Raw genomic sequence first — 23,973 nt, 5'->3', positions numbered from 1 at the left:
AAGTCCAAACCCCCTAAAAAAACGTCCAAAACATCTATAAAAAAGTCCATAAGTACTCAAAAAAAGTCCAAAACACAAAAAAATTAGTCCAAAACCCTCGAAAAAAAGTCCAAAACAAATTCTAAGCCCAAATTACCTGAAAATCGAAGAATTTTTTAGGGGAACTGTCCGCCTGAGGTGGACAGTGTCCACGGGCGGTGCCTGTCACCACCCCACCTATTCCTCAATAAGTTTGCTCCGCCTGCATTCTTCGTGGAAGGCGCGGAGTCTCTTGGTTTTTTCCATTAGGCTGTCGAGGAAGTATTGCCAGTCGTCGACGCGTTTGGTTTTTTTGTATAGGGTGCGCAGTTTTTTTAGGTGTCGGACGGCTGCTTTGTAGCTGGACCGGTTTTTTTGGTTGATCTCGTTCAGTGCGGATTGGTGCAGCATTCCCAGCAGTACCTCCGGTTTTTCCTTCTCAATCACCTTAACGCGCTCCCGTGGTAAATCATAAAAATTCCAGCCCATGAATGCCTGGAGGTCGCCCCATTTGTCATATTGCTTGCGTTCAAATAGCATATATTCATATTCTGTATAGCTGTAGGGCAGCGTCGCCAACATCATCTTTTCGTACAATTCTACCTTCCCGTTTTCTGAAACATACGGAGAGATCGCCTTAAGCGAAGACCGGGTAAAAGACGCACACGAATGATAGGCTCGCAAAAAGTCCAAATAGCCTCTTAGTTTAGCTGAAAAAAGCTCAACTAAAGGACCAACCCGTTTCCATGCTTTCGTCTGTGACAACAGGTCAATCCAATGAAGCATATAAGGGGTAATCACCTTATCGTCCATTTTATGAATCAAATCTAATGCCAGTTCATCCTTTTGCTGCAAAAAGCTGATATGAATCCCAGCAATCATCAGTGGATTCGGATTTTCCCAATCCTTCAAGGACTTCAACCGTTCATTAATATTTAAAATCTCCTGCTCACGCCATTCTTTCTTTTTAAAAAGATTCGTCCAGAGGAGGCGATAGAGATAGATTCGTTCCTGCTCCAGCCCGCTCGACGCTGTCAGAAGCTCAAACACGTCGTCCTTTAATTGTAAAATAAACTCGTCGAAGTCAAACGGAAGCGATTGAACACCGATCTTCAACACGAGCTCATCGGCATCCTCAATCAAATTATGAAACACAGAGAGGTAAGCGCGTCTAACGACATCCTCCGCAAACCCCGAATTCTCGGTCAGAACGGCGAGCTTTTTAAACGATACAACAATCCCGACCATTTCATACAGCAGGCGCCACTCCTGCTCAACCGGAGCACTCGCCCTAATCCGCCGTTCGTATATATTGAACAACTCAGCAATAATAAAAGGACTCGAATACTTTTTCGAGTTCAAAATCGTATCGAAGCTCACTTCAAACGACTCAACCCAGCGCCGGTAATCAGGCTTCATCACACCGTTCGCCTTGATCAAATCCTTTGCCTTTTGAAGCCCCCAGCTCGCAACGTCATTCTTCTCCTTCATCGGTTCCCGCCATTCAGTCACCCAATCCGCGACACTGCCGACCCTGCTATATGCCGCAAAAAACACGGCCAGCTGATGGCGGCACAGTCCCTCATGAGGACAGGTACAGCTGCTAAACGACAAACGTTCAAAATTCAGCTTCACATGGCAGGGCGTCACATCCTGCACCATTGCCGTAATTTGAGCATTCCATATTTGTAATTGCTTGACCATCCCTTGCCGGTAAAGCATTAATCCCTTTTGTATAAGCTTTACATCATCCGCAGCGTGTGGATGGAACAAATCTTTAATCTCCTCAGAGAGAAGTTCAATCCGTTCATTAGCAGTCGTTGCTCCCAAAGCCACGACCCCCTTTTTTAGAAAAATCCATATTCCTATATTATACCCAAAAAATGGCCATTCGAGGAGAGAAAAAGGGATTTCTATTCAAGACAGGCTTTTTTTGTAAAAAAGATCTTGGTCATTGTGGTCTTAGCCCTATCAGGAATATGTTTGCCAGCCGAATTCCAGTCTTACGGGCCAAACCCAAAAATGTCTCCCCAAACACAAAAAAAGTCCAGGCATTGATGCAACGCCCGGACTTAACTATTTTCCATTTCAGTAGTAGTGGTGTTGATGGCTGGAGTTTGTCCGAGCTGGTGTGAGACATATTCAAACAGCTGTGTAAGATAGTTTGTTAGCTCGAAGCCTTCTTCCTTAGCAAATTGTGATAATAGCAATTTAGATTCTTTCATTGTTTCCATCCCCCTTAAATTACTTTCTATCATCATTCTTACCAATCTATCATTCTCTTATACATACAAAAAAATCTGGTTCCAATTACCCGCTGGACTCATTATACTGGTATAACTAATATCCCAATTTCTGTGAATTTTTATCAAAGACCCCCAAACAAAATGGAAAAGGGAGTACTATATGAGAAAGAGAGGTTGGGCGCAATGAGACACAGACGTGAGTATAAATCCCCGTATGCAGCAGCGGTATGGTCAATGGTTTTACCGGGTTTTGGACAACTATACAATAAGGATTACATCATTGGCTTTGTGCTGCTTGGCTTTGAATTCCTTATTAATTTATACTCCAACTTAAATCTAGCACTTGTATATTCATTTACTGGCGATTTCGCCCAGGCTCACAGTGTCATTGATTACAGCTGGGGCATGTTCTACCCATCGTTATATGCTTTTGCAATCTGGCAGGCATTTAACGCAGCCAAGGTCCACAATGACAAGGGCCTAGATATGCCAAAAAGAACGTACCATACTGGTTTTTTCATTGGATTGGTGGTTGGCATGGATTGCGGGCTATTTTGGCACGAATTTGCATTTTTGAAGCAATATCAAACCCTCAGTATTTTGGACATGCCGGTTTTCAGCGGATTACTATTTGGGATTTTAGTAGGAGCGCTAGGTTATTTTCTTGAAAAAAACATCTACCGAAAAAAGAAGGCACTCAAAGAGATAGCCTAAAAAATTACGATTCGCTGCGGGCTGAAGTTTGTCCACTAACAAAGTATGTCCTAATCAGCGAATTTGTCACGGCGGTCCACGCAAAAACCAGCCCCAGCAGCGCTAGGACTGGAAAATCTTTATTATAAATTTTCTTCGGTAACCCCCGGTTCCTGTGTTTCTACGTCAGAAGCGAACCGTTCCAAGCCACCTGTTGCACAGAACAAAACCAGCGCAATAAACAACGCAATTAAAACTCTTTTCATCGAAGTGATCCCCCAGTTATTTCCTTTATCTCTACTCAATTAGACGTTAGTAAATGGCAATTGGTTCCATAGAACCGTTTGACAAAATCTGCAGGATAAAAAATTCTTGAGGAGGGAAACTTTCGTGTGTTGCTTTTCTAAAAACCTTATGATATATTATTTTTCATGCGAATGACCAATTTAGCAATTTAGTCATTTTTTTATAAAAGTGAGGTGAGTGGATGTGGCATTGATTGATCGGAAGAAGTTGATTTTGGAGGCGGCGGCTAAGTCCTTTTCCTTGTATGGCTATAAGGCAACGACGATGGATCAGGTTGCGAAGTTAGCCAATGTGGGGAAGGGAACCATCTATACCTTTTTTAAGACAAAGGAAGAATTGTTTGATGAAATAATTAATTCACTTATCGCTGAAATTCGCTTCGAAGTCGATAGCGTGCTGGATGACTCATCCTCGATTCTTGAAAATGTGAACAGGGTATTAGGTAGGGTTCAAGTGTTTAGGGAATCACACCAATTGACGATAAAATTGATTCAGGAAGAGCGGGATATGGGCACGCAAACCGTTGTCGAAGCCATGCAGAGAGTAGAGCAATCGATCATCCAGTACATGAAGGCCATTATTAAAAAAGCAATGCGTAAGGGCGAAATCAAATCCTGTGATCCTGAGGTCACGGCCTTTGTGATGCTGAAGATGTACTTTTCGTTGGTGAATGACTGGCAAAAGGACCATGCACCATTGAGAAAGGGAGAAATACCAAGGCTCTTTGAGCTTTACTTACTAAAAGGCTTGTTAACATAGCCTTTTATTTTTCACAAAAACTGACCGTTTGGATAAAATGGTCACTATTACAAAAAGAAAGGCAGACTGTTTGAATTCATAGTCACTATTTTTTAGGAGTAAAGATGACCAATTGAACAAAATAGTCAATTAGATAGGAGGAAAACAAACATGAAAGGATCATCATTTAAAGCAGAATTAACATCTATTCTTTCCAATCGGAAGGTGCTCATTCCCATCATCGCGATCCTGTTTATTCCCGTGCTTTATGCAGGCATGTTCCTATGGGCGTTTTGGGATCCCTATAAATATTTAGGGGACCTGCCTGTGGCGATTGTGAATCAGGATGAGGGAGCTGAGCTTAACGGAGAGCAGCTCACGATTGGGGACGACCTAGTCAAAAATCTGAGGAAAAGCAATACGTTTGATTTTGACATAGTGGACAAGAAGCAGGGATACCAAGGCTTGGAGGACCAAAAGTATTATATCCTAGTTGAGATTCCGAGTGATTTTTCAAAAAATGCTACAACCTTGCTTGAGGATAAGCCTCAAAAGTTAGAGATTAAATATGTTCCGAACGAGGGGGCAAACTTCCTATCGGCGCAAATTGGTGAAACCGCGATGAAGGAAATCAAAGCGGAGATTTCGAAAGAGATTGTTGCAACCTACTCTGAAAGCATTTTTGAAAAAGTAACAGAGATGGCAGGCGGGTTAGGCCAAGCAAGTGAGGGAGCCGGGCAGCTCAACGAGGGTTCGGAAAAACTCAACGAAGGAGCTGGACAAATCAAGGAAAACCTTGAGCTCTTAGCAAGCAAATCGATTGAATTCGAGGAAGGTATGAATAGTGCGGCGTCGGGATCCAGTGAAATAGCTCAAGGGACAGCGGCGATCCAACAAGGGTTACAGGAAGTGGATGAAAAGCTGCCGCAGCTGGTGACAGGCACCGAAAAAGCACAAGCAGGGGCACAGCAGATGAAAGAAGCGTTACCAGCTGGAATCGCAGCTGAAATCAACGCCCAGTTATCAGGTAGTACAGAAAAATTAAACCAAGGTATCAATCAGTTTGAAACGCAGCTTGGGGCGGAATTGTCTTCACAGATTGCTGATCAAATGATCGCACAGCAAACAGCAAAAATGGAGGAACTGGCCGCAGCATTAATCGAAAATGGTGTTCCGGCAGAAAAAGTGACAGCGATTATGGAACAACAGACTCCGCCAACCAAGGCAGAGGTCGAGCAGCAGGTTGCGCAGGCAATCACACCTGGATTGCACCAAGGCTTCACGCAATTTAAATCGCAGGTAAATGGACAATTACTTGGGGCGACAGCAGGTTTAGAATCACAATTGAAAAAACAAACGGATCCCGTATTCGACCAATTAATCGGCGGAATCGGCGAAATTAACGCAAACCAGGTGAAATTACAGCAAGGAATTCACCAGCTTTATACAGGATCAACCGCACTAAATAAAGGTGCCAACCAATTGATAGCTGGTATGGGAGAATTAACTGCGGGTGCGGGTAAAATAACGGAAGGTACGGGTAAGCTTGCGGAAGGTTCTACTGAATTACAAGCAGGCACAGAAAAATTGCAGGACGGGTCTTCCGAATTAAACGAGAAGCTGGCGGCCGGGGCTGAAGTGGCCAATAGCGTAAAAGCGGATGATGATACGTATGATATGATGGGCGAGCCCGTGAAGGTTGATAAAAATGAGATTAACACCGTGCCAAACTACGGTACCGGCTTTGCTCCTTACTTCATCTCACTCGGACTTTTCGTGGGTGCACTGATCATCTCGATTGTGTTCGGTCTGAGAGAACCAGCCGTCAAACCAGCTTCAGCAGCACAATGGTTTATCGGTAAATTAGGCGTTATTACGATTATTGGCGTACTTCAGGCACTATTAGTCGATTTTGTATTACTTGCTGGGCTGGGAATTGAGGTACGAAGCTTGCCGTTGTTTATTGTGACGACGATTCTGACAAGTATGGTGTTCGTAACATTAATTCAAATGCTCGTCACGTCCATGGCGGATGTGGGCCGATTCATTGCGATTCTCATCCTGATCATGCAATTAACGACAAGCGCGGGAACCTTCCCACTTGCGTTAATTCCAGAGGCGCTGCAGCCATTCAACGCGTTCTTCCCCATGACGTACAGCGTCCAAGCATTTAAAGCCGTCATCTCAAGCGGTGATTTTGCGTACATGTGGCAAAACAATTGGATCTTGCTAGCTTACAGTGCGGGGTTCATGGCTGTTAGCTTTATCTACATGGCATTAACGTTCAAAAGGAAACAGGGCAGTGGCAGTGAGGCAATGCTTGAAAAAGCGGCATAATAGTGAAGGAACACTGGGTTCGTCGAGGCGAATCTGGTGTTTTTTTTGTCCGTTGATTTTGTTAGGCAGATAAACAAAGGAAATATGCAGGTAAGAGAGAGCTTGATGCAGGTAAGAAGATAAAATCCGCAGGTGAGGGAATCATTTTGGCAGGTAAGAATAATTTGGATAAAAAAGGTAATTTGAAAATGGTAACTTGTTCTATAATGAATGAAAAATATCGAGCGTAATACCAATTTTTAGGGGGTTTAGATGCCTGAATCGTGTAGCAGTCTGGCTTGTTAAGCATCAAGTCTAGGTTTGGATTTTGTTAGGCAGATAAACAAAGGAAATATGCAGGTAAGAGGGAGCTTTATGCAGGTAAGAAGATAAAATCCGCAGGTGAGGGAATCGTTTCAGCAGGTAAGAATTATTTGGATAAAAAAGGTAATTAGAAAATGCCAACTTGTTCTATAAAAACGAAAAATACCGAGCATAATACCAATTTTTAGGGGTTTAGATGCCTGAACCGTGTAGCAGCCTGGCTTTTTAGCTTCAAGTCTAGGCTTGGATTTTGTTAGGCAGATATACAAAGGTAATATGCAGGTAAGTGGGAGCTTTATGCAGGTTAGAGGCTAAAATCCGCAGGTGGGGGAATCATTTCAGCAGGTAAGAATTATTTGGATAAAAAAGGTAATTAGAAAATGCCAACTTGTTCTATAAAAACGAAAAATACCGAGCATAATACCAATTTTTAGGGGTTTAGATGCCTGAACCGTGTAGCAGCCTGGCTATTTTAGCATCTAGTCCAGGTTTGGATTTTGTTAGGCAGATAAACAAAGGAAATATGCAGATAAGACGGAAAATATGCAGGTTAGAGGCTAAAGTCCGCAGGTGAAGGAAACATTTTGGCAGGTAAGAATTTTTGGATAAAAAAGGTAATTGGGAAATACTAACTTGTTCTATAATAAACGGAAAATACTGGCGTAGTATCGGTTTTAGGGTAGCTTAGATACCTGAACTAGGTTTGTAGCTACAAGTCTAGAATATGAAAAAAGCAGTGGAATTCCACTGCTTTTCGAGCTACCAATCTATTAATGTGCCTTTTCCAGTGCCAGTTTGATGCCGAAACCAATCAGAATGGTTCCAGTGATTCCTTCCATAGCTGTTTGGGTTTTAGGCTTTTTCATAAAAGTACGAATCTGGTTAAGCAGGTAGATATAGAACAAAAACCAGACGGCGGTTAACAGTGTATAGGTGATTCCCATGATGAGAAACGGAATAAAAGAGGTGCTGCCGGAATCTACGAACTGTGGCAGGAAGGTTAGGAAAAATACGGCTACTTTTGGATTTAAGAGGTTCGTCAGGAACCCCTGCTTAAAACAAGACTTGTTATCATACTTGCCCTCAGCAGTCATTTCGGTGGCTGCTGTTTTATTTTGCTTTAATGCCCATAATGTCTTGATGCCTAAATAAACTAAGTAGGCGGCACCGAAGTATTTGAAGACAGAAAATAATAGAGCTGACTTCACAATAATCGCTGAGAGTCCGACAACCGCTGCCAGAGTATGGATGAGTAAGGCGCAACAAGTGCCAAAGATCGTTCTAAACCCGCCTGTTCTTCCCACTGTCAGCGTATTTTTTGTCGCGATGGCGGTATCAGGGCCAGGTAAAAGAATTAGTAAAATACACATAATCACAAACAAATAGAAGTTCTCCAAAATAATCAGCACCTTCCGAGTAAAAATGGTTAAAATTACTTTATCATAAATATTTTGAATTATGTTTCACTTTTTTAAAAATAGTTTGTAACCTTTTGCATTTTCGTTTGTCATTATCAGTGGAGGGAGAGGGAGACATGACAGATCCGCTGGAAGAGATGTATCAGGCATATAAAGATCCGGTTTTCCGTTATCTTCGCAACATGTGCCACAGCACCACGATTGCCGAAGAATTGACGCATGATACGTTTATCAAGGCCTTCAAGGGATTTGGTCGGTTTCGCGGTGAGTCTTCCCTGAAAACATGGCTTTTTAAAATTGCGCGCAATACATATTTGAATGAAGCAATGAAATTTTCACAACGAAACGAGATTCCTTATGCCGATCCGGACCTTCAAGGAGGCGGCACAACCCGGAACATCGAAACAGAAATGATGATAAGACAAACGTTTCAAAAGCTTACCGAGAATGAAAAATCACTTTTGATTTTGCGGGAACAGGGTTTTTCGCTTAGCGAGATGGTCGAGATCCTTACCCAGACAGAAGGCAGCATAAAGGTCGGAATTCATCGCGCGAAAAAGAAGTTTAAAAAATACTATCTTGAAGGGGAGGGGGAATGAAGGTGAAGTTGAATTGCAGTCTAGTAGAAGATTTATATCCTTTGTATGAAGAAAATGAATTAAGGCCGGAAAACCACCTGGCAGTGGAAGAGCATTTACAGCACTGCAGGGAGTGCAGGGAATTGTATCAAAAGGGATCTGGATTTTCAGAGTTATCGCTTTCCTCTGAAGAGACAATATCGAAGGAAGTCGATGACAGGATCCGGATCACCTTTAGACTGAGAAGGATGAAAGTGATAGCGGCCCTTATGGCAGCCGTAATTATTGTATCTGGCATCAATTTGTATGTTGCGAACCGTGAAAAAGTTGCCACACTTCTCGATGGTGTTTATCTATATGCAGAGTCACTTAATCAAATAGTCAACAATCCATATGAAATCGATATGAACGGGCAGCTGCTATCGTATGCGGCGGAAGATATTGTGGATTTAGACGAGGAATTGCTTTGGTTTGAGCGTAAAAATGCCCCTCTTCTCGTTAATAGCCAGGAGCTCGATGAAATGGCTGCAATCCTTAGGGAGCGAAAAAGCCAGGGGCTTGAGGATGAAACGGACCTTAAGGCGGTTGAACTTTTACAAACGTACTCCAGCACTTTGTTTAAGCATGTCGGGAAGGAATATAATGAATTCCATCATGGCTATAGTTCTTATTTTGAGTTTTTAGATACAGAAGGAATCGGCAATCAAATAGGCAAGATAAATGAACTCGCGTTTTTTTATAACAAATACCACAAGCTTCCTTCCGAGATGAAGCTGATAAAGGAGAAAGATCTGAAAGAGATAATAAGAACGGCCTTCCATGCAGAGAATGGCAAGGTTAAATTTGAAAAAATGAATGATCATTATGGAATGTATCGGTTTGACCTTCAACAAGGAAAAACCAAAATCGATGGTGAAATGGACGGTTATTCCGGAATGATTATAACTGCCTTTAATTATGGACATCAAATAAATGAACAAAAGCCTCTTGAACAGAGGGAGGTCATGAAAAAGGCAGAACAAATGCTTAAAGCGATTTACGGGAAAACCGCGGTCTTTGAAATAAAGGTCGAACCAAACAAGGAAGAGATCGAAGGACAGCACAATCTTTATCGTTTTAGGTTCACTCCCCTTGCAGGAGAATACAAGCTGCACTTCCCACTGGGAGAGCCGTTTGTCATCGAATTTGATGCCGGAACCGGAGAATTTTTCATGTTGTCGGCCCAGCCAGCACTTCAATCTAGAGAGTTATTCTCGAAAAATTATCAGGAAAAGCTAAGCCAAGCTTCACTTGAAACCAAGGCAGAGCAAATTTTAGATGAAAAAGTGAATGCCATTGAAACTGGCATCATTTACTCAACCGTTTCGGCTGACTATGTCCTCGTCTATGTTTTTGAAGGAAAGGAAAACAAGATTTATATCAATGCCGAAACGGGCATAGTGGAAAGACCCTATTTATTTATTCATTAAGCTTTTGTAATAACTGTAAAAAATTTCATCTAACGATAGAAAGATTTATCGTGAAGGCAGATCCTTCGATGGTTTGCCAAATACAAGTAACGGTATATGATTCGAAACGAATATAAAGAAATTGTCTTGTGCAATATATATTAAGAATAAATACAAATTAGAGGTGTATCAAATGGGACAATCACTTTATGAAAACGTCGGTGGAGAAGAGGCAATTGAAAAAGTCGTTGATTATTTTTACAATGAATTAGTTTTGAAAGATCCAACTGTAAATTCCTTCTTTGAAAAAACAGATATGGAGAAACAACGTCGCCATCAAACAAAATTTATTAGTTTTGCCCTTGGAGGTCCTAATAAATATTCTGGTCAATCAATGGCAAAAGCTCATGAGGGAATGAACTTGCAACCTGAGCATTTTGATGCTATTGCAAAACATCTTCATGATGCTCTTGCTCATTTTGGGGTAAAAGAGGAGGACATTGATACAGCTTTAACTCAAGTAGCTTCATTAAGAGATGATATTTTGTATAAATAAATGAATTTTTCATCCAAAAACGAGCTACCATTCTTGGTGGATTCTCTTTTTAGTTAACAGCTGATGTAACAGTATTTATAAAGAAGCTTAGTTTTCGTTTGCTTAATGTTGTTAAACTAAAGTGTGCTTTTGATCGTAATTTTGAACTGCACCCCAATTGTTAGACACACCTAACAATTGGAGGTACAGTACATTCTTTTGGTCATATTTATTATACCTATAATACGAAGTTTTCTCTTTTTAATACAGGCAAATATACTCCAAGTGATTGTCCATCTCTATACTTAAAAATAGCTACAGGTGTTTTATTACTAGAAATATAACCTTCTATTATTTCGTTGAAACAAATTTCATTTTCAGAAATGAAGTAATCTCTTGTAAAAGGCATTTCTGGTGTTAGAGTAAATACATCATATCCTCCAATATCTTTATAATCACGACTAGGCAAATCATATTCATCTCTTCTTCTTGCAGCCTCTTGATACATCCCTTTAATATAAAGGACAATTTCATCAGAAAAAACATGCTTTAATGGATCAAAATCATCGTATTTCACCCATCCATTTACTCTTGCTATATGTTTCTCCACCCAAATTCTCCCCTTTATTTAAATAATAAGTAAGACTATAATTGACTCTCATAGTATAGATTTAACATATTAATTTTATCAGAATATTTTGACTTATACTAGTTTCCAAATGTTAAAACTTTGAGAGAGTCCCTATTGGATCTCTTTATTTTTGATTCTACAAACTTAGAAAATTTTAACGATTCAGGATAATATTCGTAAATCAATGAAACAGGATACTTTACTCTTCAAATAAAGGGTGCATTAGAAGATGTCTTTCAACGCTCTTTTTTATGAGTAAATGCTTTCATTGAAATGTTTACTCCACATAAGATTGTGATGAAATGCACTTAAACTATCGGGGGCGTTGATCCAGGAGGATTAACGCTTCTTTTTGTTGAACTTTATTGAAGTAACGCACCTTTAGTGGAACGGGAATTCATAATATTTCCTTTTTATTAGCGAGTTCTGTTAAATGTTAAAATTAATAAAAACAATTGGGGATTTTAATGGTTAGCGTAATTGGAAGGTACAATGGAAGTGATTTGGGAGGGGAAATGAAAAATGATTCATAAATATTTTGGTATAGTAGTTGTACTTGGCACAATCCTGCTGTCAGCTTGCAGCGTAGATAATACTGAACAAAAAGTTAAAGAAAATACCTCTGTTGAGGATAAAGAAATTGTCGAAAGCTCTACTACTGAATTAAACCCTTTTGAAATGTCTGCTAAAGAAGAAGAGGTTTATAGCAATTTTCAAATTGATATAAATTTAAAGCATCTAAGCGGATTAGAACCAATAAGTATTGCGAAGTTATATGTTAAAGCAGGGTTTGATAAAAAATATGATGTTCAATACGCTTTATATACAGACAGAGAAGGATATGTTCAATGGTCAAAAGAAGAGGATAAAAAAATCCCTGAATCTGATAGAGGCTCTGATGAACAGAACATAAAACAATTTAAAAATATCGACAAAGGAACATTTGTACAAACGAGTGATTACGAAGGATATATTGAATATGATTCAGGTGAAGGAATAAATGGTTTTCAGATGATAAAAAATGAAGATGGGATATGGCAAGTGTCATTTTTACCTATTCAATAGGGGGTCCCCCTGGCCTCATAATATTTGATGAATTGGAAAAAATAGTGATAGGAAAGGAGGGATTACGAATGTTTGTAAAAAAGGGTTTAACAGGATTGGTCGTTTTGCTTGCGATGATTGTGGTTGTGGCCGCTCCAGGCTCGCTCGGTGTATTTGCCGAATCCGGTGTCGCAACACGACCTATGGAGACGGTGAAAGCGATTGAGGTCGAGTTGCACGATGATTACTTTAATCCGAAAGTCATCACGATTTCCAAAGGAACAACGACAACGTTACTATTGAAAAACAAAGGTAAGAAAGAACACACCTTCACAGTGGAAAAGCTCAGAATTGACGCCGAAGTCCAGCCGGGAAAAGAAAAAATCATTACCGTGACACCGAATAAGCCAGGTACATATGAACTGATATGTCGGTACCATTTCAATGAAGGAATGGTTGGAAAAGTAATAGTCAAATAACAAGCAGGGCCTATCGGGCCTTGCTTTTTTAATAGGCAACGGTAGTAATTATCGAAAGGTGTCATAACTTATATTCATAAGTGAGGTGGAAAAATGAAGTAGGGCTATTGTCGTGTAAGCACTATAGGACAGGATTTGGAACTGCAAATAGAAAGGTTGCAGGCTGAAGGATGCGACGAGATAAGGGTGTTCGGGTGAAGCAGTTTAGCATTCCTGTAGATTGTTAAATAATTACACGTTGCTCGTCTGTTATCTTCCGTGGAATTGTAGTCGGAGGTAGCAAGCGCAGAGGAAAATACTCACGCCCCTATTATTTATCCATTAGGTGTGATTAAGAAAAGTGCCCATCCTAAAGCAAACGCCACATCCCAAACAATAAGTAAATATGTTGCTATTTTTAGTCCAATAATAGGTAGTTATTTTATGGGCATTATTGTTTTAGTTTGCTTTGTGAAAACAAATGCCTTTCCACTACGGGAATCAACAGTAGAACTTTATTCTTATAAGAATAATTGGGTGGTTTCACTGGACAGCCGTCCAATTCCCATCGATCACATCTACATATTTATATAATAAGGTCCTATATCTTGAAAAGAATAAAGAAAAAATTCATCCATCCTATTTCTGTATTTAGATTGCCTGATATGATTGCCATTCGAAACAAGGGGGAGTTTATAATATCTTATTAAGTTATTCTGCAAAAAAGTTGGACAAGAAAAGACAGGAAAGCATGGAGGGAGGATTACAAATTACAATGAAAGAAAAAAAGAAGCGACATAAGGAAAAACCAGTAAGTGAAAAAATTAGAAAACCTAAAAAACATAAACACAGAAGACCGACTATTCCTCCTAAAACAAGAGAAATCGGTCCGAAAACCATAAAAATGCCAAAACACCATGTGGGAAAACAAGAGGAAGGGGAAATTCAATTGTCGAATGTGCCTTTACAGATACAGATGACTACCAGTATAAGTCATCAGATGCTCGTCAAGGCAAAGTCGCCAATTCTAGTTTACACCCCATCTCAGGCTGAGAAAGACTCCGTTGTAGAGAGAACATTTGAATGTATAGAAATACCCAAAACTGATCCTAATATCCCCACTGATACTCCTTCAGACTTCTTGGAGCAGGATACGCCCGTCACTGAAAATTTAATCATTAATGAAACTAAGGAGATCTTTTCCCTCTCTACTGACTCACCCATTACCATAGTTTTTAACGGAATCACGATTAAAGTAGACTTTCGTTGTCTTAAAATATCCACCAATGAACTGCCTGCTGATGAAGTACTCCATTTATTGAAAAAATGTTTAAACAATTGGTTGAATCAGTTATGCTTCATGGGAAATTCTAAGACGGAAGAATGTCCTTCTCATAATTAGATAGGAAGGGGTGATTACCCCCCCGTTTTCCTATACCACCGTCCGTGCCATTATGTATTCGGTGATTCTCTAAACTTAAAAGTAGACTTCGAAGTCCTAGGGATAATCGGTATTTCCTAGGACTTTATATAATGAGGTGATGACAGTGAAGGCTTTGTTCTAGTATTGGCTAGGCAGGGTACATCCTTAAGGATATTTCGATTGGATTAGCCTCAAATTTGATTTGCATTTCTGTTCAGGCATTCGCCTCAATCTTCCTTAATGATTCCATATTTGATATCTATCCTTCCTTTAGCTACACTGCCCCTATCCGAATCTCTAGCCTATTGACTTGTTTAACTGTATGTACATAAAAAGAAGGAAGGGAGACCTCCTTCCTTCTCTACTAAATTAATTATGCACGTGGTAAAAGGTTTCCTAACAAGTTACCCACTGCCCCTGCAACTTGCTCAACATTAGCTTGTTGTGCTGCTGTTAGAGTGCCAGGACCAGGGTTGGAAATTCGAAGGCACAAAGCTTCAAGGTCGATGTGAATTCCTAACAAGACAATATGAACTCCTCCAGGAATACTCACACAAAGAATATCTGTATCTTCACAGCAACTTTCACATTGAGGTTGTCCCATATAATCAACTCCTTTCTTTAAGAAGTTAATATATTTGTATGTAAAAGCTTGTCCACTTGTTACAGATGTTTTCATTATTTTTTTACTTAGGTTTTTTTTTGAACAACACGTTCTCTCATGTTACTTGTTTATACAAATAATAAACCCTATGAATACTCTATATAGTAATCTTTCAATCGATCAAGGAGTGTCATAGATGAATCAATTAATTTATAAGGGATCAAGCCCTTTCCAAAACATTACCGTTCAAGATAGAAGCAGGTTTGGCGGGATGCACGGCAGATTTCGCTTACTTAAATTTACTGACGATATTGTTCAGGGAGTGATAGATTTGGAGAATCCATCCCGTTTGGTGCTGTCGTACTCTCGTACTGTAGTGGATCTTATTGATCACTACGCACCTGATTTCAAAGAAGGTTTCATAATCGGACATGGAATTGGTGTAATAAGCTCATATTATTCAAGTAGAAATTTGGTAACTGCTGAGATTGATCCCTTAGTTGTCGATATATCCAAAAAGTATTTTGGTTATTTGGGCAATAAAATCAATATTGGAGACGGACGTGAGCTTTTGAAAAGACAGGTGGACAAATCTCAGGATATCATTTTCTCTGATGCCTACAATGGAAATAGTATCCCATTTCACCTAACCACCCAAGAATTTTTCTATCTAACGAGTCAAAAATTGACCAATGATGGAATCCTATTTGTCAATTATATTGGAAGGGTCAGAGATGATGAGATATTGCGAAAATTGTTTGCGACCATTTCCAGCGTTTATCCTTATGTGAAGGTGTTTGCTCCCGAGCCACAGAGTAGAATTTTACAAAATATTTTTTTGGTTGCAAGCCAACAAGTTCTGGAAAACTATTCACCGCATGAGGCGAGTCCTATACAAGTTATTGGCGGAAAAGTACTTAGTGACTAGGAGAAGCAATTCTATAGATATATACTAATGAAGGGACCGTGGGGACGGTTCTAGTGGCTTTTTTATGGAAGGAATATCCACTTTTCATACCACTAGAACCGTCCCCGTGGATTCAATTATCTAATTTAGTATAGCTCTCAATTTTTGTAACCGAATAAGCTGCAAAATAAAAAGTTAAAAAAATAATAAAATCATATAGAGTGGACCAATTCTTAGGGTTGTAGAAGTCGATGGCATTAAAGAAATTCATTCCTCCAAATGCCGCAATGGAAGAAAATAAAATACCTTTTAATAAGGGGTTCATTTTTGGTTTTATTTGTAGAGCTAACATTACCGCAACGGGTGCTAAAGAAAAGTGATAGGGTAAAAATAGAAAAGGTGCTAGAGGGATGATTACCATTGGGTATGACCAGAGCCCTAAAGATAAGGCAGCAAGATCTACTGTAAGTGATAATATTATAGTCAGGAAGCCACCTAAAAGGAGACGTCCCGTGCTATCTTTCTTCCTGAGTCTAAACCAAACAATCCATGGAACAATAAATAGTGCGAGACCAAACCACCATTGCCATGTTGAGAGAAATTCTTCCGTCACTATTTTTGCAAATAAAGAACTGACCTCAGTGAGCTGGTTATAGGCTTTTTCTGATTGAGCGAGCCCCTTCTCAAATGCCATTTTCATTACACCTCCAAAAACATAGTAATAATATATTTTTTTCAGTTAAGTAATAAATTATGCAATGGTGTTTCTTAAGAAAAACAGTAGTCTCCCCCCTTAACGGAGATGTTCTGTTTATGCTTGAGGAGCATGCCGAAAATCCATTAATTCAACACCCTTAAATTAATTAAGTACTTATAATATTTTTGTACTATTTATACATCTCATTTTCTAAAATAATCACATTTTCATTGAAAATAGTACGACCAACATGTTTGGTGTTTTCCACTAACCGAAATAAATTATCACAGCATTGTTTAGCGCCTATCACTAATAAGGGTACTCCAATAAAGTCCATTTTCAATCCTCTTGAGAAAAAACCCCCTAATGACATAGCAAATGGGACAGTTGGTGATGTATTGGAGAGAACGATTTTTTCTTCAAAATGATATTTTTCTTGTAGAAGTAAGGTTAATTCTTTTAATGCTGGTACAACAAATTTGTTCCTTTTCCGTCCTATGGTATAAACTGAGTTGCCTTCTTCATCTGTCCCGCGAAAAATGATTTTTCCAAAATCCGATTTCGTTAATTGATTAAAATATTTAACCTTTAATATTTCTTCCGAGGTTAGTTTTCGCTCCGATTGAGGAAGTTGTTTTAAATGATATGCAGCAGCCAAAGACGTAGTATGTGTCCCTCCATAATCATTATAAATATAAATCATAGAAACCATCCTTTATCATAACTGTCCCTATTAATATGGCATTAATTCTATTTTTGATTCGAACTTAAGTAAATTGGACAATCATTTATGGGGAGAGTGATATAAAAGCATATTAGAATTAACAATGCTGGATCTAAACCCAAGCATTAAGAATGAGAAGTCAGTTGCAAGAAGGAACTTTAGTAGAGAATAGCCGTCTATATATAAAGGAGGTAATACGTTGGTTCAAAGGTTATCTTATGTCTTGATTGCATTAACGTTATTTATGATTACTGGATGCTCTAATGGACGGGAAACAACAAAAGTATCAATTGATAGTATTAATGCTGGGGAAGTTTTAAGATTGGACCCTGCTGCTGATATTTTTCAGTATGATGGAGTAATCTACAAAACGAATATCGATTGGGTTGAGGAATTGTCTTTAACAAATGACGTTCAAATTGGTGAAATAAAAACAAAAAATGATACGAATACAGATTTCAAAGATGAGATGGCGAATAAACTTCCAGTTGGTGCAAAGATTTTTTCAGCCAAGGAAAGAGGAGATATTTTAATCGTTGAATTAGAAGGAGAAATCTTGAAATACCTTCCAATTGTTGAAGGGTAATCAATCTTGCAATCATTAAACAGTCAAAGTATTAAAGGAGTCTAGCCCCTCCTGTGGAAGTTCTATGATTTATAACGGCGACTTTCAGGGTAAGTTCAATAAGGGTATTATGGTGAGGTGATTGTATGATTATAGGCAGCGAATATTTAAAAATAGTTATTCATCGATTTAAGGATGCAAAAGTAACCGCTGAGAAGGCCATGGAACAATTAACTGAAAGCGAATTATTTTGGGCTCCGAATGAAGAGTCCAATAGTGTCGCTGTCATTGTGAAACACATGAGTGGTAATATGGTATCACGCTGGACGGATTTCCTTACAACAGATGGGGAAAAACCGTCCCGTAATCGTGATGATGAATTTGTTGGAGATAGTCAAACGAAAGAACAGGTTATGGAACTGTGGGAACTTGGCTGGGATACCTTTTTATCTGCATTGAAAGATATTGACGAAGAACACCTCTTAAAAACCATTACGATTCGAAATGAACCCCATTCCGTTATAGAAGCGATTGAACGCCAAATGTACCATTACTCTTACCATGTTGGACAAATCATTTATATTGTGAAATATTTAAAATCTGGTGATTGGAAATCACTAACAATTCCTCGAAAAAAGTAATAGGTTCCATAGTTAACTTTGAATGGTGATAGTAATTAAAAAATAGTTATCGGAGGTACGTCATGGAGAATGAAAAATGTGACTTGATCCACCCAAACGGCGTCAAGGAAAAGAAGCTGGAAGAAATTGATGGATACACGATAAAGTACCATGCAATTGGAAAAACGATATGGTCAAAAGGAAAGGTGATTGAAGATCAGCCAGAAGGCTATTGGGAATGGTATCGTGTCGATGGAACCATTAAGCGTTCAGGGCATTTTGAAAAAGGTGAGCCTGTTGGTGAATGGGTCACCTATGATAGCAAAGGTGAAAAATACAAAACCACCAATCGTAATAAAAAATAGTTCCTTATAAATAGATCTAAGGGGTGGATATCAACTCCAGATATACACTTGAAAGCCTTGCTTGAGGGGAAAGAGATTCCTTACGTTTAAGAAGAGTCTTAAACGTAAGGGGATTGACTGATATAAAGGCATTTTAGAATTAATAACGTTTGGATCTAAATCCAAGCGTGGATAGGTGTGGTATTAAAGATTATCTGTATTAATTCTTGGGGTTTCTGGTTCAAGAGCCGCTGCTGCCCTAGCATTATCATTATGTCGATTGTCATAACTATTTATATTACTGTCTCTTTTTAGGTGTTTGGAAGTTTCCTTTTTGTCAGCAACCGTATCACCTCCTACGGATAATATGTCCAACTTTTACAAAACAATTGGGGGATTTTAATGTTAGCGTCATTGGAAGATTTTACGAGTAAGTTGAAAGGAGGATGGTTATGGTTTATATTGCTCTTCTTCGGGGGATTAATGTCGGTGGGAAAAATAAAATTGACATGAAGTTGCTTAAACAAACATTTGAACAAGTCGGGATGAAGGATGTGGTGACATACATCAATACAGGTAATATTATTTTTTCATACAGTGGCATTTCAAAAAATGAACTATCGCGTATTTTGGAAGAAGCGATACATAATGATTTTGGATTACCAATTAAAGTAGTAATTCGTAGTGTCGAGGATGTCAGAGAAATCATTAACGCTATTCCTGACAATTGGCAAAATGATAAAGGAATGACAAGTGATGTCATGTTTTTATGGGATGAAATTGATGATGCATCTGTAATGGCGAATTTGGTCATTAAGCCAGATATTGACACGGTAAAATATGTACCCGGTGCGATCCTATGGTCGGTTGACAAGAAGAATGTAACCAAGAGTGGAAAATCAAAGATTATTGGTTCAAAGATATATAAACAAGTTACGGTAAGAAATGTCAACACCACTCGTAAGATATATGAACTTATGCAAGCTCAAAATAGGGCAAATATAGAAATAAAAATAATAAGTTCAGACAATTGGAGAAAAGCACTTGATTTATCCGTACACGATAAACAAATGAAATTTGTTGCCTCCGTCAATCCTCCCGTCGCTATTGCTCTTGCTAAAGCATACATAAGACCTGGTGGAAAAATGGTTGAGCCATATGGAATTTACCATCAAAAAAAGATGGTAGGCTTTTTCAATTTGCATTATACACCAGATAGTACAGATGATTATTGGCTGTTTCATTTTTTCATAGATAAAAGATTTCAAAGAAACGGATTGGGTTCAAAAGCATTAAATGAATTAATTAGACATATCAAACAAAACAATCCTTCTTGTAAACGATTGTGTTTAACGGTTCATCCGGAAAATGAAGCTGGGAGATTATTTTATTTGAAATTTGGTTTTTTAGAAGATCATATACTGACATTTGATGAACCTACTTTCTCCATATTTATATAGCAATCTTTACTACCTTTACGCCTGGTGAGTTGGCATAATTGATTCATAGTTGTTAAAGGTATTCTATTCGATGGTTCTTTATAATGTAGAAGAGCATCATCGTGCGATGGAAATCCTGCTTACATGCTTGATTGATACCACATCGGACGAGGACATCCTGCACTATAAAAAAGCGATTCATTTCTATTCTGACAAACTGGATAAAACATGGAGTTAGAAAAAAGAGGGTTTTCATCCTCTTTTTTGCATTCTCTTGATAATATCTTTAATCAATGGATTATAGGTAAAAGTAGTAATCTATTTTTGCATTAATGAACATCACTTTCACCATCCATTTTTGATTTTATGTGTGAATGATTTAGTCGTATTATTTATAGATTCTTATTTAAATGTTTTTTATCAGAAGCAAGCAAGATTAATAGAGTACCAACGAATAAAAGGATACCTTCAAATAATATGGACCAAATACTAAATTGCAAAAGATTAGCCAATGTTACTCCCACTAAATTTAAAGATAAACCAATTGCAAATATTACTTTGTGCGGTAATGATTTTACTTTATTAAAAATAAACGTATTCCCCTTTCATAACCTTTTTGCCGCTATAAATTCCAACGAATAAAAATCCTCTATTCCCTTTATTTTACATGAAATTTCTATCAATTGGTAAATATTGTTTCAATAGCACCTCGAACTTTAGCAGCCGAGAAAGTTTTTGAAGGAAGAACAGTGTTTAAGTTAACTTGATTTTGTCACTTAAGCAGGACTTTGAGCCTTGAAAAAAGAAGAATAGAAGGATGACCACCCACCCAGCGTTAAAATGATGGCTCTGTTATTATTCATTGTTGTTTTTCAGGAATTCATAAGCGGAGAATTTCCGGTTAATGTATATAGATGAAGCTAAAGAAGCAGATATAAGCGGAAAAACTCCGCTTATATTAAAGGAAATATGGGTATTTCTCAATTTAACCGGAATTCCTCCGCTTATTTTTCAAACACAGTGAAATCAACATGCTGTTTTACCAGAGCAAAATTAAAAATATATAGAGGTGTTTGTTTGATGTTTATAAAGCAGCCGTTTGACGAGTTTTTAGGTTTGAAATATAAAAAGCTGGATGATCATAATTTGCAGATCATATTGCCAGTCCAGGACCTATTCATTAACAGTGCAGGGGTTATACATGGCGGTATCATTTCTTCATTGGCTGATGTAGCATTATCAAACCTGTTACCAGCAAATGAAGACGGTATACAACAAGCTGTAACCGTTGATTTAAATGTTTCATTTTTGAAACCCGCTACGGGTACATACTTAATGGCGATTGCCAAAATGGAAAAGCAGGGCAGAACTCTCATTCACACGGAGTGTTCGATTTATAACGATAAACAAGAAATTGTAGCTAAATCTAAAGCAATCCTATTTCGCACACACCCAAAAATAAGCCCGCAAGCATAGCCCTAGAGGGAGCTGGACCGGGGGACAGGGTCTAGTGGTTTTTTTATGGAAAGTGGTGTCCATTTTTCGGACCGCTAGAACCGTTCCCGTGGCCACCTTATAGAAAAGAAATAAAAATGGAGGTTTTATATTTGGTTATACAATCTAATATGTCTTCAAAAGCAATTGTTGAAGCGTGGGAGAATACAGAACCTATTTTTGTGAAATTTAATGTACCACTAACTTATAAGACATTAGAAAGCGCGATTGAATCTGAGACTCTTTCTAGTCTTCTTGTCGAATTAAATACTGCTGTTGGCAGTTCAACTGAGACTTGTGTAGAAGGTGGTTGACAAATGCCAACTAAAAAGGGGTAGGTTACTCCTTTCATAAAAGATTGCTGAATAAGAAAAAGGTCTTAGCTAGTCAATCAGCTAAGACCTTTTTCATCGATATATTGAATAGGTTGTTCATTCATAATTTCCCCTGTATTGGAGATATTATTCATTGATATATGGAATAGGAGGTTTACCTATGGAAGACAAAACAAATATTCGTTTAACGGTCGCTGAAATGTCCAGTTTATGGTCGCAGTATATAAACGACACATTAGCCAGTTGTATGGCTGCTTATTTTTTAGAGAAGGTGGAAGATGAGGAAGTACGCCCTATTATTGAATATGTTGTAAAGATGGTGAATGAGAATCTTTCTATTATGAAGGAACTCTTTAAAAAAGAGGAATTTCCTATACCTATTGGATTTACAGATGAAGATGTCAATCCGAAGGCCCCAAGACTTTTCTCCGATACATTTATGTTAATGTACTTCCGGCACATGTCCATTCTTGCAATGGCCGCAAGTAGTGCGGCGTTGGGGTTAGCGACACGTCCAGATGTGGTTGCTTTTCATAAACGTGTATTAAAAGAAGGGGTTACGATGCAGGATAAGACACGGGATTTGATGCTGAAACAAGGTACTTACATCAGACCGCCTTATATATCAGTTCCTGACAAAGTAGACTTTGTGAAGAAACAACATTTTTTGGCAGGCTTTTTCGGAGAAAAGAGGGCTCTTACTTCGATTGAAATTAGTCATGTATTCTTAAATATTCAAACCAATGCGATTGGTAAGGCGCTGATTACGGGGCTAGCACAGACGGCAAATAGCAAAATAGTAAAGGACTATCTAGTAAGAGGAAAACAAATTGCCCAAGAACATATAGACATATTTAGCGATTTCCTCAAAAAAGAGGATCTGCCAGCGCCAATGGGCTGGGATTCGGCTGTTACCGATACAACAACAAATGTGTTTTCCGATAAACTCAGTATGTGTCATATAGCAGCCATGATTGCTGCTGGGGTCGGTAATTATGGAATGGCGATGGCGGCAAGTCCAAGAAGAGATTTGGGCTTGAAATACGCAGCGATCATTCCAGAAATCGCTCTTTACGCTGAAGAGGGAGCGAAAATTATGATTAAACACGGTTGGATGGAAGAACCTCCACAAGCAGATGACCGTGACAACTTAATACAGAACTAAACCTGTGATAGTATTCCTGATGGATGATAAAGCACAGCCTTAAGAAAAATAGTTGACACCTCTGCTACTCGGTGTTACTATATACATGTAGTAAGTAATACTGAATAGTGTGATTTCCTAAATGCTATTCAGTAAAAGTTTCCCTCGGTACTAAGCAGTACTGGATATAAGTCAGACGGAATAGAAGAGGCTCTGAAATGGAAAATTTAACTGAAATGCTGAAGGGTTCGCTCGAAGGCTGCGTGCTGGAAATCATCAGCCGCCATGAAACCTATGGCTACGAGATCACCCGCCGCCTGAACGAGCTTGGGTTTACCGAAGTCGTGGAAGGGACGGTCTACACCATCCTCGTGCGCTTAGAGAAGAAAAAGCTGGTGAATATGGAGAAGAAACCATCCGATATGGGGCCTCCCCGCAAGTTTTACACACTTAATGAGGCTGGCCGCCAGGAGCTTGAATTGTTTTGGGAAAAATGGGATTTTGTATCATCAAAAATCAACGTCTTAAAATCAATCTAGGACCGGAGGGACGGTTCTCGTGGCTTTTTTTATGGAAGAGATATCGATACTTTGGACCACTAGAACCGTCCCTGTGGCTGTTCAGCTTTTAAAAAAGGCTGTGTTAGTATGCATTGTTGATTTTCGTGTAGGGTTGATCATTCATAGGCGGAGAATTTCCGGCTATTGTATAAAAAGGAACCTTAAGAAGCAGATATAAGCGGAAATATTCCGGTTAACTGCTTCAAATAAGACAAAATCCAATGATTTTGGAAACATAAGCGGAAAAACTCCGCTTATTATGAAGGTAAAAATGGCTATTTCCAAATTTAAACGGAAATTCTCCGCTTATTTTCCAAACACAGTAATCACAATGCAGCTTTAACACAGCCTTAAAAAATGGGAG

Annotated in this window: 26 protein-coding genes and 3 pseudogenes; 21 read left to right on the top strand and 8 right to left on the bottom strand. The window is 38.7% G+C overall.

Features of this window, described 5'->3' with window-relative positions:
- Positions 1-216: 216 nt before the first annotated feature.
- Together ACY3XC_RS15325 and ACY3XC_RS15320 are read right to left on the bottom strand one after the other, a co-directional pair.
- Positions 217-1,848 carry an SWIM zinc finger family protein gene (locus ACY3XC_RS15325; RefSeq protein ID WP_464869330.1) on the bottom strand — a complete coding sequence of 544 codons (1,632 nt, stop codon included), beginning with the start codon at positions 1,846-1,848 and terminating at the stop codon, positions 217-219.
- A 242-nt stretch (positions 1,849-2,090) separates the two neighbouring features.
- Positions 2,091-2,243 carry a hypothetical protein gene (locus ACY3XC_RS15320; RefSeq protein ID WP_464869329.1) on the bottom strand — a complete coding sequence of 51 codons (153 nt, stop codon included), beginning with the start codon at positions 2,241-2,243 and terminating at the stop codon, positions 2,091-2,093.
- Positions 2,244-2,447: 204 nt separating this feature from the next.
- Here ACY3XC_RS15320 and ACY3XC_RS15315 point away from each other — a divergent pair, with 204 nt between their 5' ends.
- On the top strand, positions 2,448-2,978 hold the full coding sequence (locus ACY3XC_RS15315; protein WP_464869328.1) for a DUF5683 domain-containing protein: 531 nt from the start codon (positions 2,448-2,450) through the stop codon (positions 2,976-2,978).
- Between the two features lie 122 nt (positions 2,979-3,100).
- On the opposite strand, the gene ACY3XC_RS15310 is transcribed toward ACY3XC_RS15315, so the two are convergent.
- On the bottom strand, positions 3,101-3,223 hold the full coding sequence (locus tag ACY3XC_RS15310) for a hypothetical protein (RefSeq protein ID WP_256989027.1): 123 nt from the start codon (positions 3,221-3,223) through the stop codon (positions 3,101-3,103).
- Positions 3,224-3,455: 232 nt separating this feature from the next.
- On the opposite strand from ACY3XC_RS15310, the gene ACY3XC_RS15305 reads away from it, so the two are divergent.
- Both ACY3XC_RS15305 and ACY3XC_RS15300 read left to right on the top strand, forming a co-directional pair.
- The gene (locus tag ACY3XC_RS15305) at positions 3,456-4,022 is read left to right on the top strand and encodes a TetR/AcrR family transcriptional regulator (RefSeq protein WP_464869527.1); all 567 of its coding nucleotides are present in this window, start codon (positions 3,456-3,458) and stop codon (positions 4,020-4,022) included.
- Positions 4,023-4,172: 150 nt separating this feature from the next.
- The gene (locus ACY3XC_RS15300) at positions 4,173-6,338 is read left to right on the top strand and encodes a YhgE/Pip family protein (RefSeq protein WP_464869327.1); all 2,166 of its coding nucleotides are present in this window, start codon (positions 4,173-4,175) and stop codon (positions 6,336-6,338) included.
- Between the two features lie 1,073 nt (positions 6,339-7,411).
- On the opposite strand, the gene ACY3XC_RS15295 is transcribed toward ACY3XC_RS15300, so the two are convergent.
- Positions 7,412-8,038 carry a LysE family translocator gene (locus tag ACY3XC_RS15295; RefSeq protein ID WP_464869326.1) on the bottom strand — a complete coding sequence of 209 codons (627 nt, stop codon included), beginning with the start codon at positions 8,036-8,038 and terminating at the stop codon, positions 7,412-7,414.
- A gap of 137 nt (positions 8,039-8,175) precedes the next feature.
- Between ACY3XC_RS15295 and ACY3XC_RS15290 the strand changes: the two genes are divergently transcribed.
- The 3 genes from ACY3XC_RS15290 (at position 8,176) to ACY3XC_RS15280 (ending at position 10,641) form a co-directional block, all read left to right on the top strand.
- Positions 8,176-8,658, top strand: a complete 483-nt coding sequence (locus tag ACY3XC_RS15290; protein WP_464869325.1) for an RNA polymerase sigma factor — start codon at positions 8,176-8,178, stop codon at positions 8,656-8,658.
- Positions 8,655-10,106, top strand: coding sequence for a zf-HC2 domain-containing protein (locus ACY3XC_RS15285; RefSeq protein ID WP_464869324.1), 1,452 nt, complete (start codon positions 8,655-8,657; stop codon positions 10,104-10,106). The genes ACY3XC_RS15290 and ACY3XC_RS15285 overlap by 4 nt, the downstream gene beginning before the upstream one ends.
- 172 nt (positions 10,107-10,278) lie before the next feature.
- Positions 10,279-10,641, top strand: coding sequence for a group I truncated hemoglobin (locus ACY3XC_RS15280; protein ID WP_464869323.1), 363 nt, complete (start codon positions 10,279-10,281; stop codon positions 10,639-10,641).
- Between the two features lie 217 nt (positions 10,642-10,858).
- Here ACY3XC_RS15280 and ACY3XC_RS15275 read toward each other — a convergent pair whose 3' ends face one another.
- Positions 10,859-11,230: a hypothetical protein gene (locus ACY3XC_RS15275; protein WP_179158130.1), complete on the bottom strand. Its 372-nt coding sequence runs from the start codon at positions 11,228-11,230 to the stop codon at positions 10,859-10,861.
- 543 nt (positions 11,231-11,773) lie between these two features.
- Here ACY3XC_RS15275 and ACY3XC_RS15270 point away from each other — a divergent pair.
- The 4 genes and pseudogenes from ACY3XC_RS15270 to ACY3XC_RS15255 all read left to right on the top strand — a co-directional run bounded on the left by ACY3XC_RS15270 (position 11,774) and on the right by ACY3XC_RS15255 (position 14,155).
- The gene (locus tag ACY3XC_RS15270; protein ID WP_464869322.1) at positions 11,774-12,316 is read left to right on the top strand and encodes an RNA polymerase subunit sigma; all 543 of its coding nucleotides are present in this window, start codon (positions 11,774-11,776) and stop codon (positions 12,314-12,316) included.
- Between the two features lie 68 nt (positions 12,317-12,384).
- On the top strand, positions 12,385-12,774 hold the full coding sequence (locus ACY3XC_RS15265; protein WP_464869321.1) for a cupredoxin domain-containing protein: 390 nt from the start codon (positions 12,385-12,387) through the stop codon (positions 12,772-12,774).
- A 114-nt stretch (positions 12,775-12,888) separates the two neighbouring features.
- Positions 12,889-12,972 (top strand): annotated as a pseudogene (locus ACY3XC_RS15260) (hypothetical protein); the annotation flags it as partial.
- A 556-nt stretch (positions 12,973-13,528) separates the two neighbouring features.
- Positions 13,529-14,155, top strand: coding sequence for a hypothetical protein (locus ACY3XC_RS15255; RefSeq protein WP_464869320.1), 627 nt, complete (start codon positions 13,529-13,531; stop codon positions 14,153-14,155).
- Positions 14,156-14,549: 394 nt separating this feature from the next.
- Here the strand turns inward: ACY3XC_RS15255 and ACY3XC_RS15250 are convergent, their stop codons facing one another.
- Entirely contained in the window at positions 14,550-14,780 is a 231-nt protein-coding gene (locus tag ACY3XC_RS15250; RefSeq protein ID WP_464869319.1) for a hypothetical protein, read from the bottom strand.
- A gap of 196 nt (positions 14,781-14,976) precedes the next feature.
- Between ACY3XC_RS15250 and ACY3XC_RS15245 the strand changes: the two genes are divergently transcribed.
- Positions 14,977-15,708: a spermidine synthase gene (locus ACY3XC_RS15245; protein WP_464869318.1), complete on the top strand. Its 732-nt coding sequence runs from the start codon at positions 14,977-14,979 to the stop codon at positions 15,706-15,708.
- Between the two features lie 112 nt (positions 15,709-15,820).
- Here ACY3XC_RS15245 and ACY3XC_RS15240 read toward each other — a convergent pair whose 3' ends face one another.
- Positions 15,821-16,381: a CBO0543 family protein gene (locus tag ACY3XC_RS15240; RefSeq protein WP_464869317.1), complete on the bottom strand. Its 561-nt coding sequence runs from the start codon at positions 16,379-16,381 to the stop codon at positions 15,821-15,823.
- Between the two features lie 193 nt (positions 16,382-16,574).
- Positions 16,575-17,087: a DUF3189 family protein gene (locus ACY3XC_RS15235; RefSeq protein WP_179158134.1), complete on the bottom strand. Its 513-nt coding sequence runs from the start codon at positions 17,085-17,087 to the stop codon at positions 16,575-16,577.
- A 220-nt stretch (positions 17,088-17,307) separates the two neighbouring features.
- Between ACY3XC_RS15235 and ACY3XC_RS15230 the strand changes: the two genes are divergently transcribed.
- The 10 genes and pseudogenes from ACY3XC_RS15230 (at position 17,308) to ACY3XC_RS15185 (ending at position 23,588) form a co-directional block, all read left to right on the top strand.
- Positions 17,308-17,694: a hypothetical protein gene (locus tag ACY3XC_RS15230; RefSeq protein ID WP_464869316.1), complete on the top strand. Its 387-nt coding sequence runs from the start codon at positions 17,308-17,310 to the stop codon at positions 17,692-17,694.
- 125 nt (positions 17,695-17,819) lie between these two features.
- Positions 17,820-18,314, top strand: a complete 495-nt coding sequence (locus tag ACY3XC_RS15225) for a DUF1572 family protein (protein ID WP_464869315.1) — start codon at positions 17,820-17,822, stop codon at positions 18,312-18,314.
- Between the two features lie 62 nt (positions 18,315-18,376).
- On the top strand, positions 18,377-18,658 hold the full coding sequence (locus tag ACY3XC_RS15220; RefSeq protein ID WP_464869314.1) for a toxin-antitoxin system YwqK family antitoxin: 282 nt from the start codon (positions 18,377-18,379) through the stop codon (positions 18,656-18,658).
- A gap of 431 nt (positions 18,659-19,089) precedes the next feature.
- A pseudogene (locus ACY3XC_RS15215) lies at positions 19,090-19,629 on the top strand (DUF1697 domain-containing protein); the annotation flags it as partial.
- Entirely contained in the window at positions 19,615-20,097 is a 483-nt protein-coding gene (locus tag ACY3XC_RS15210; protein WP_179158191.1) for a GNAT family N-acetyltransferase, read from the top strand. The pseudogene ACY3XC_RS15215 and the gene ACY3XC_RS15210, both read left to right, overlap by 15 nt.
- Positions 20,098-20,149: 52 nt before the next feature.
- Positions 20,150-20,314: pseudogene (locus tag ACY3XC_RS15205) on the top strand (tetratricopeptide repeat protein); the annotation flags it as partial.
- Positions 20,315-21,156: 842 nt separating this feature from the next.
- Positions 21,157-21,552: a PaaI family thioesterase gene (locus ACY3XC_RS15200; protein ID WP_464869313.1), complete on the top strand. Its 396-nt coding sequence runs from the start codon at positions 21,157-21,159 to the stop codon at positions 21,550-21,552.
- Positions 21,553-21,683: 131 nt separating this feature from the next.
- On the top strand, positions 21,684-21,884 hold the full coding sequence (locus ACY3XC_RS15195; RefSeq protein ID WP_464869312.1) for a hypothetical protein: 201 nt from the start codon (positions 21,684-21,686) through the stop codon (positions 21,882-21,884).
- A gap of 181 nt (positions 21,885-22,065) precedes the next feature.
- A complete protein-coding gene (locus ACY3XC_RS15190) occupies positions 22,066-23,070 on the top strand; it encodes a DUF3231 family protein (protein ID WP_464869311.1) in 1,005 nt (334 codons plus the stop codon).
- A gap of 197 nt (positions 23,071-23,267) precedes the next feature.
- Positions 23,268-23,588 carry a PadR family transcriptional regulator gene (locus ACY3XC_RS15185; protein WP_464869310.1) on the top strand — a complete coding sequence of 107 codons (321 nt, stop codon included), beginning with the start codon at positions 23,268-23,270 and terminating at the stop codon, positions 23,586-23,588.
- Positions 23,589-23,973 lie beyond the last annotated feature (385 nt).

It is taken from the genome of Bacillus sp. CZDM1, from assembly GCF_055502545.1.
Note: the sequence above shows the minus strand (reverse complement) of the source record. Positions and strands in the feature narration are given on the sequence as shown.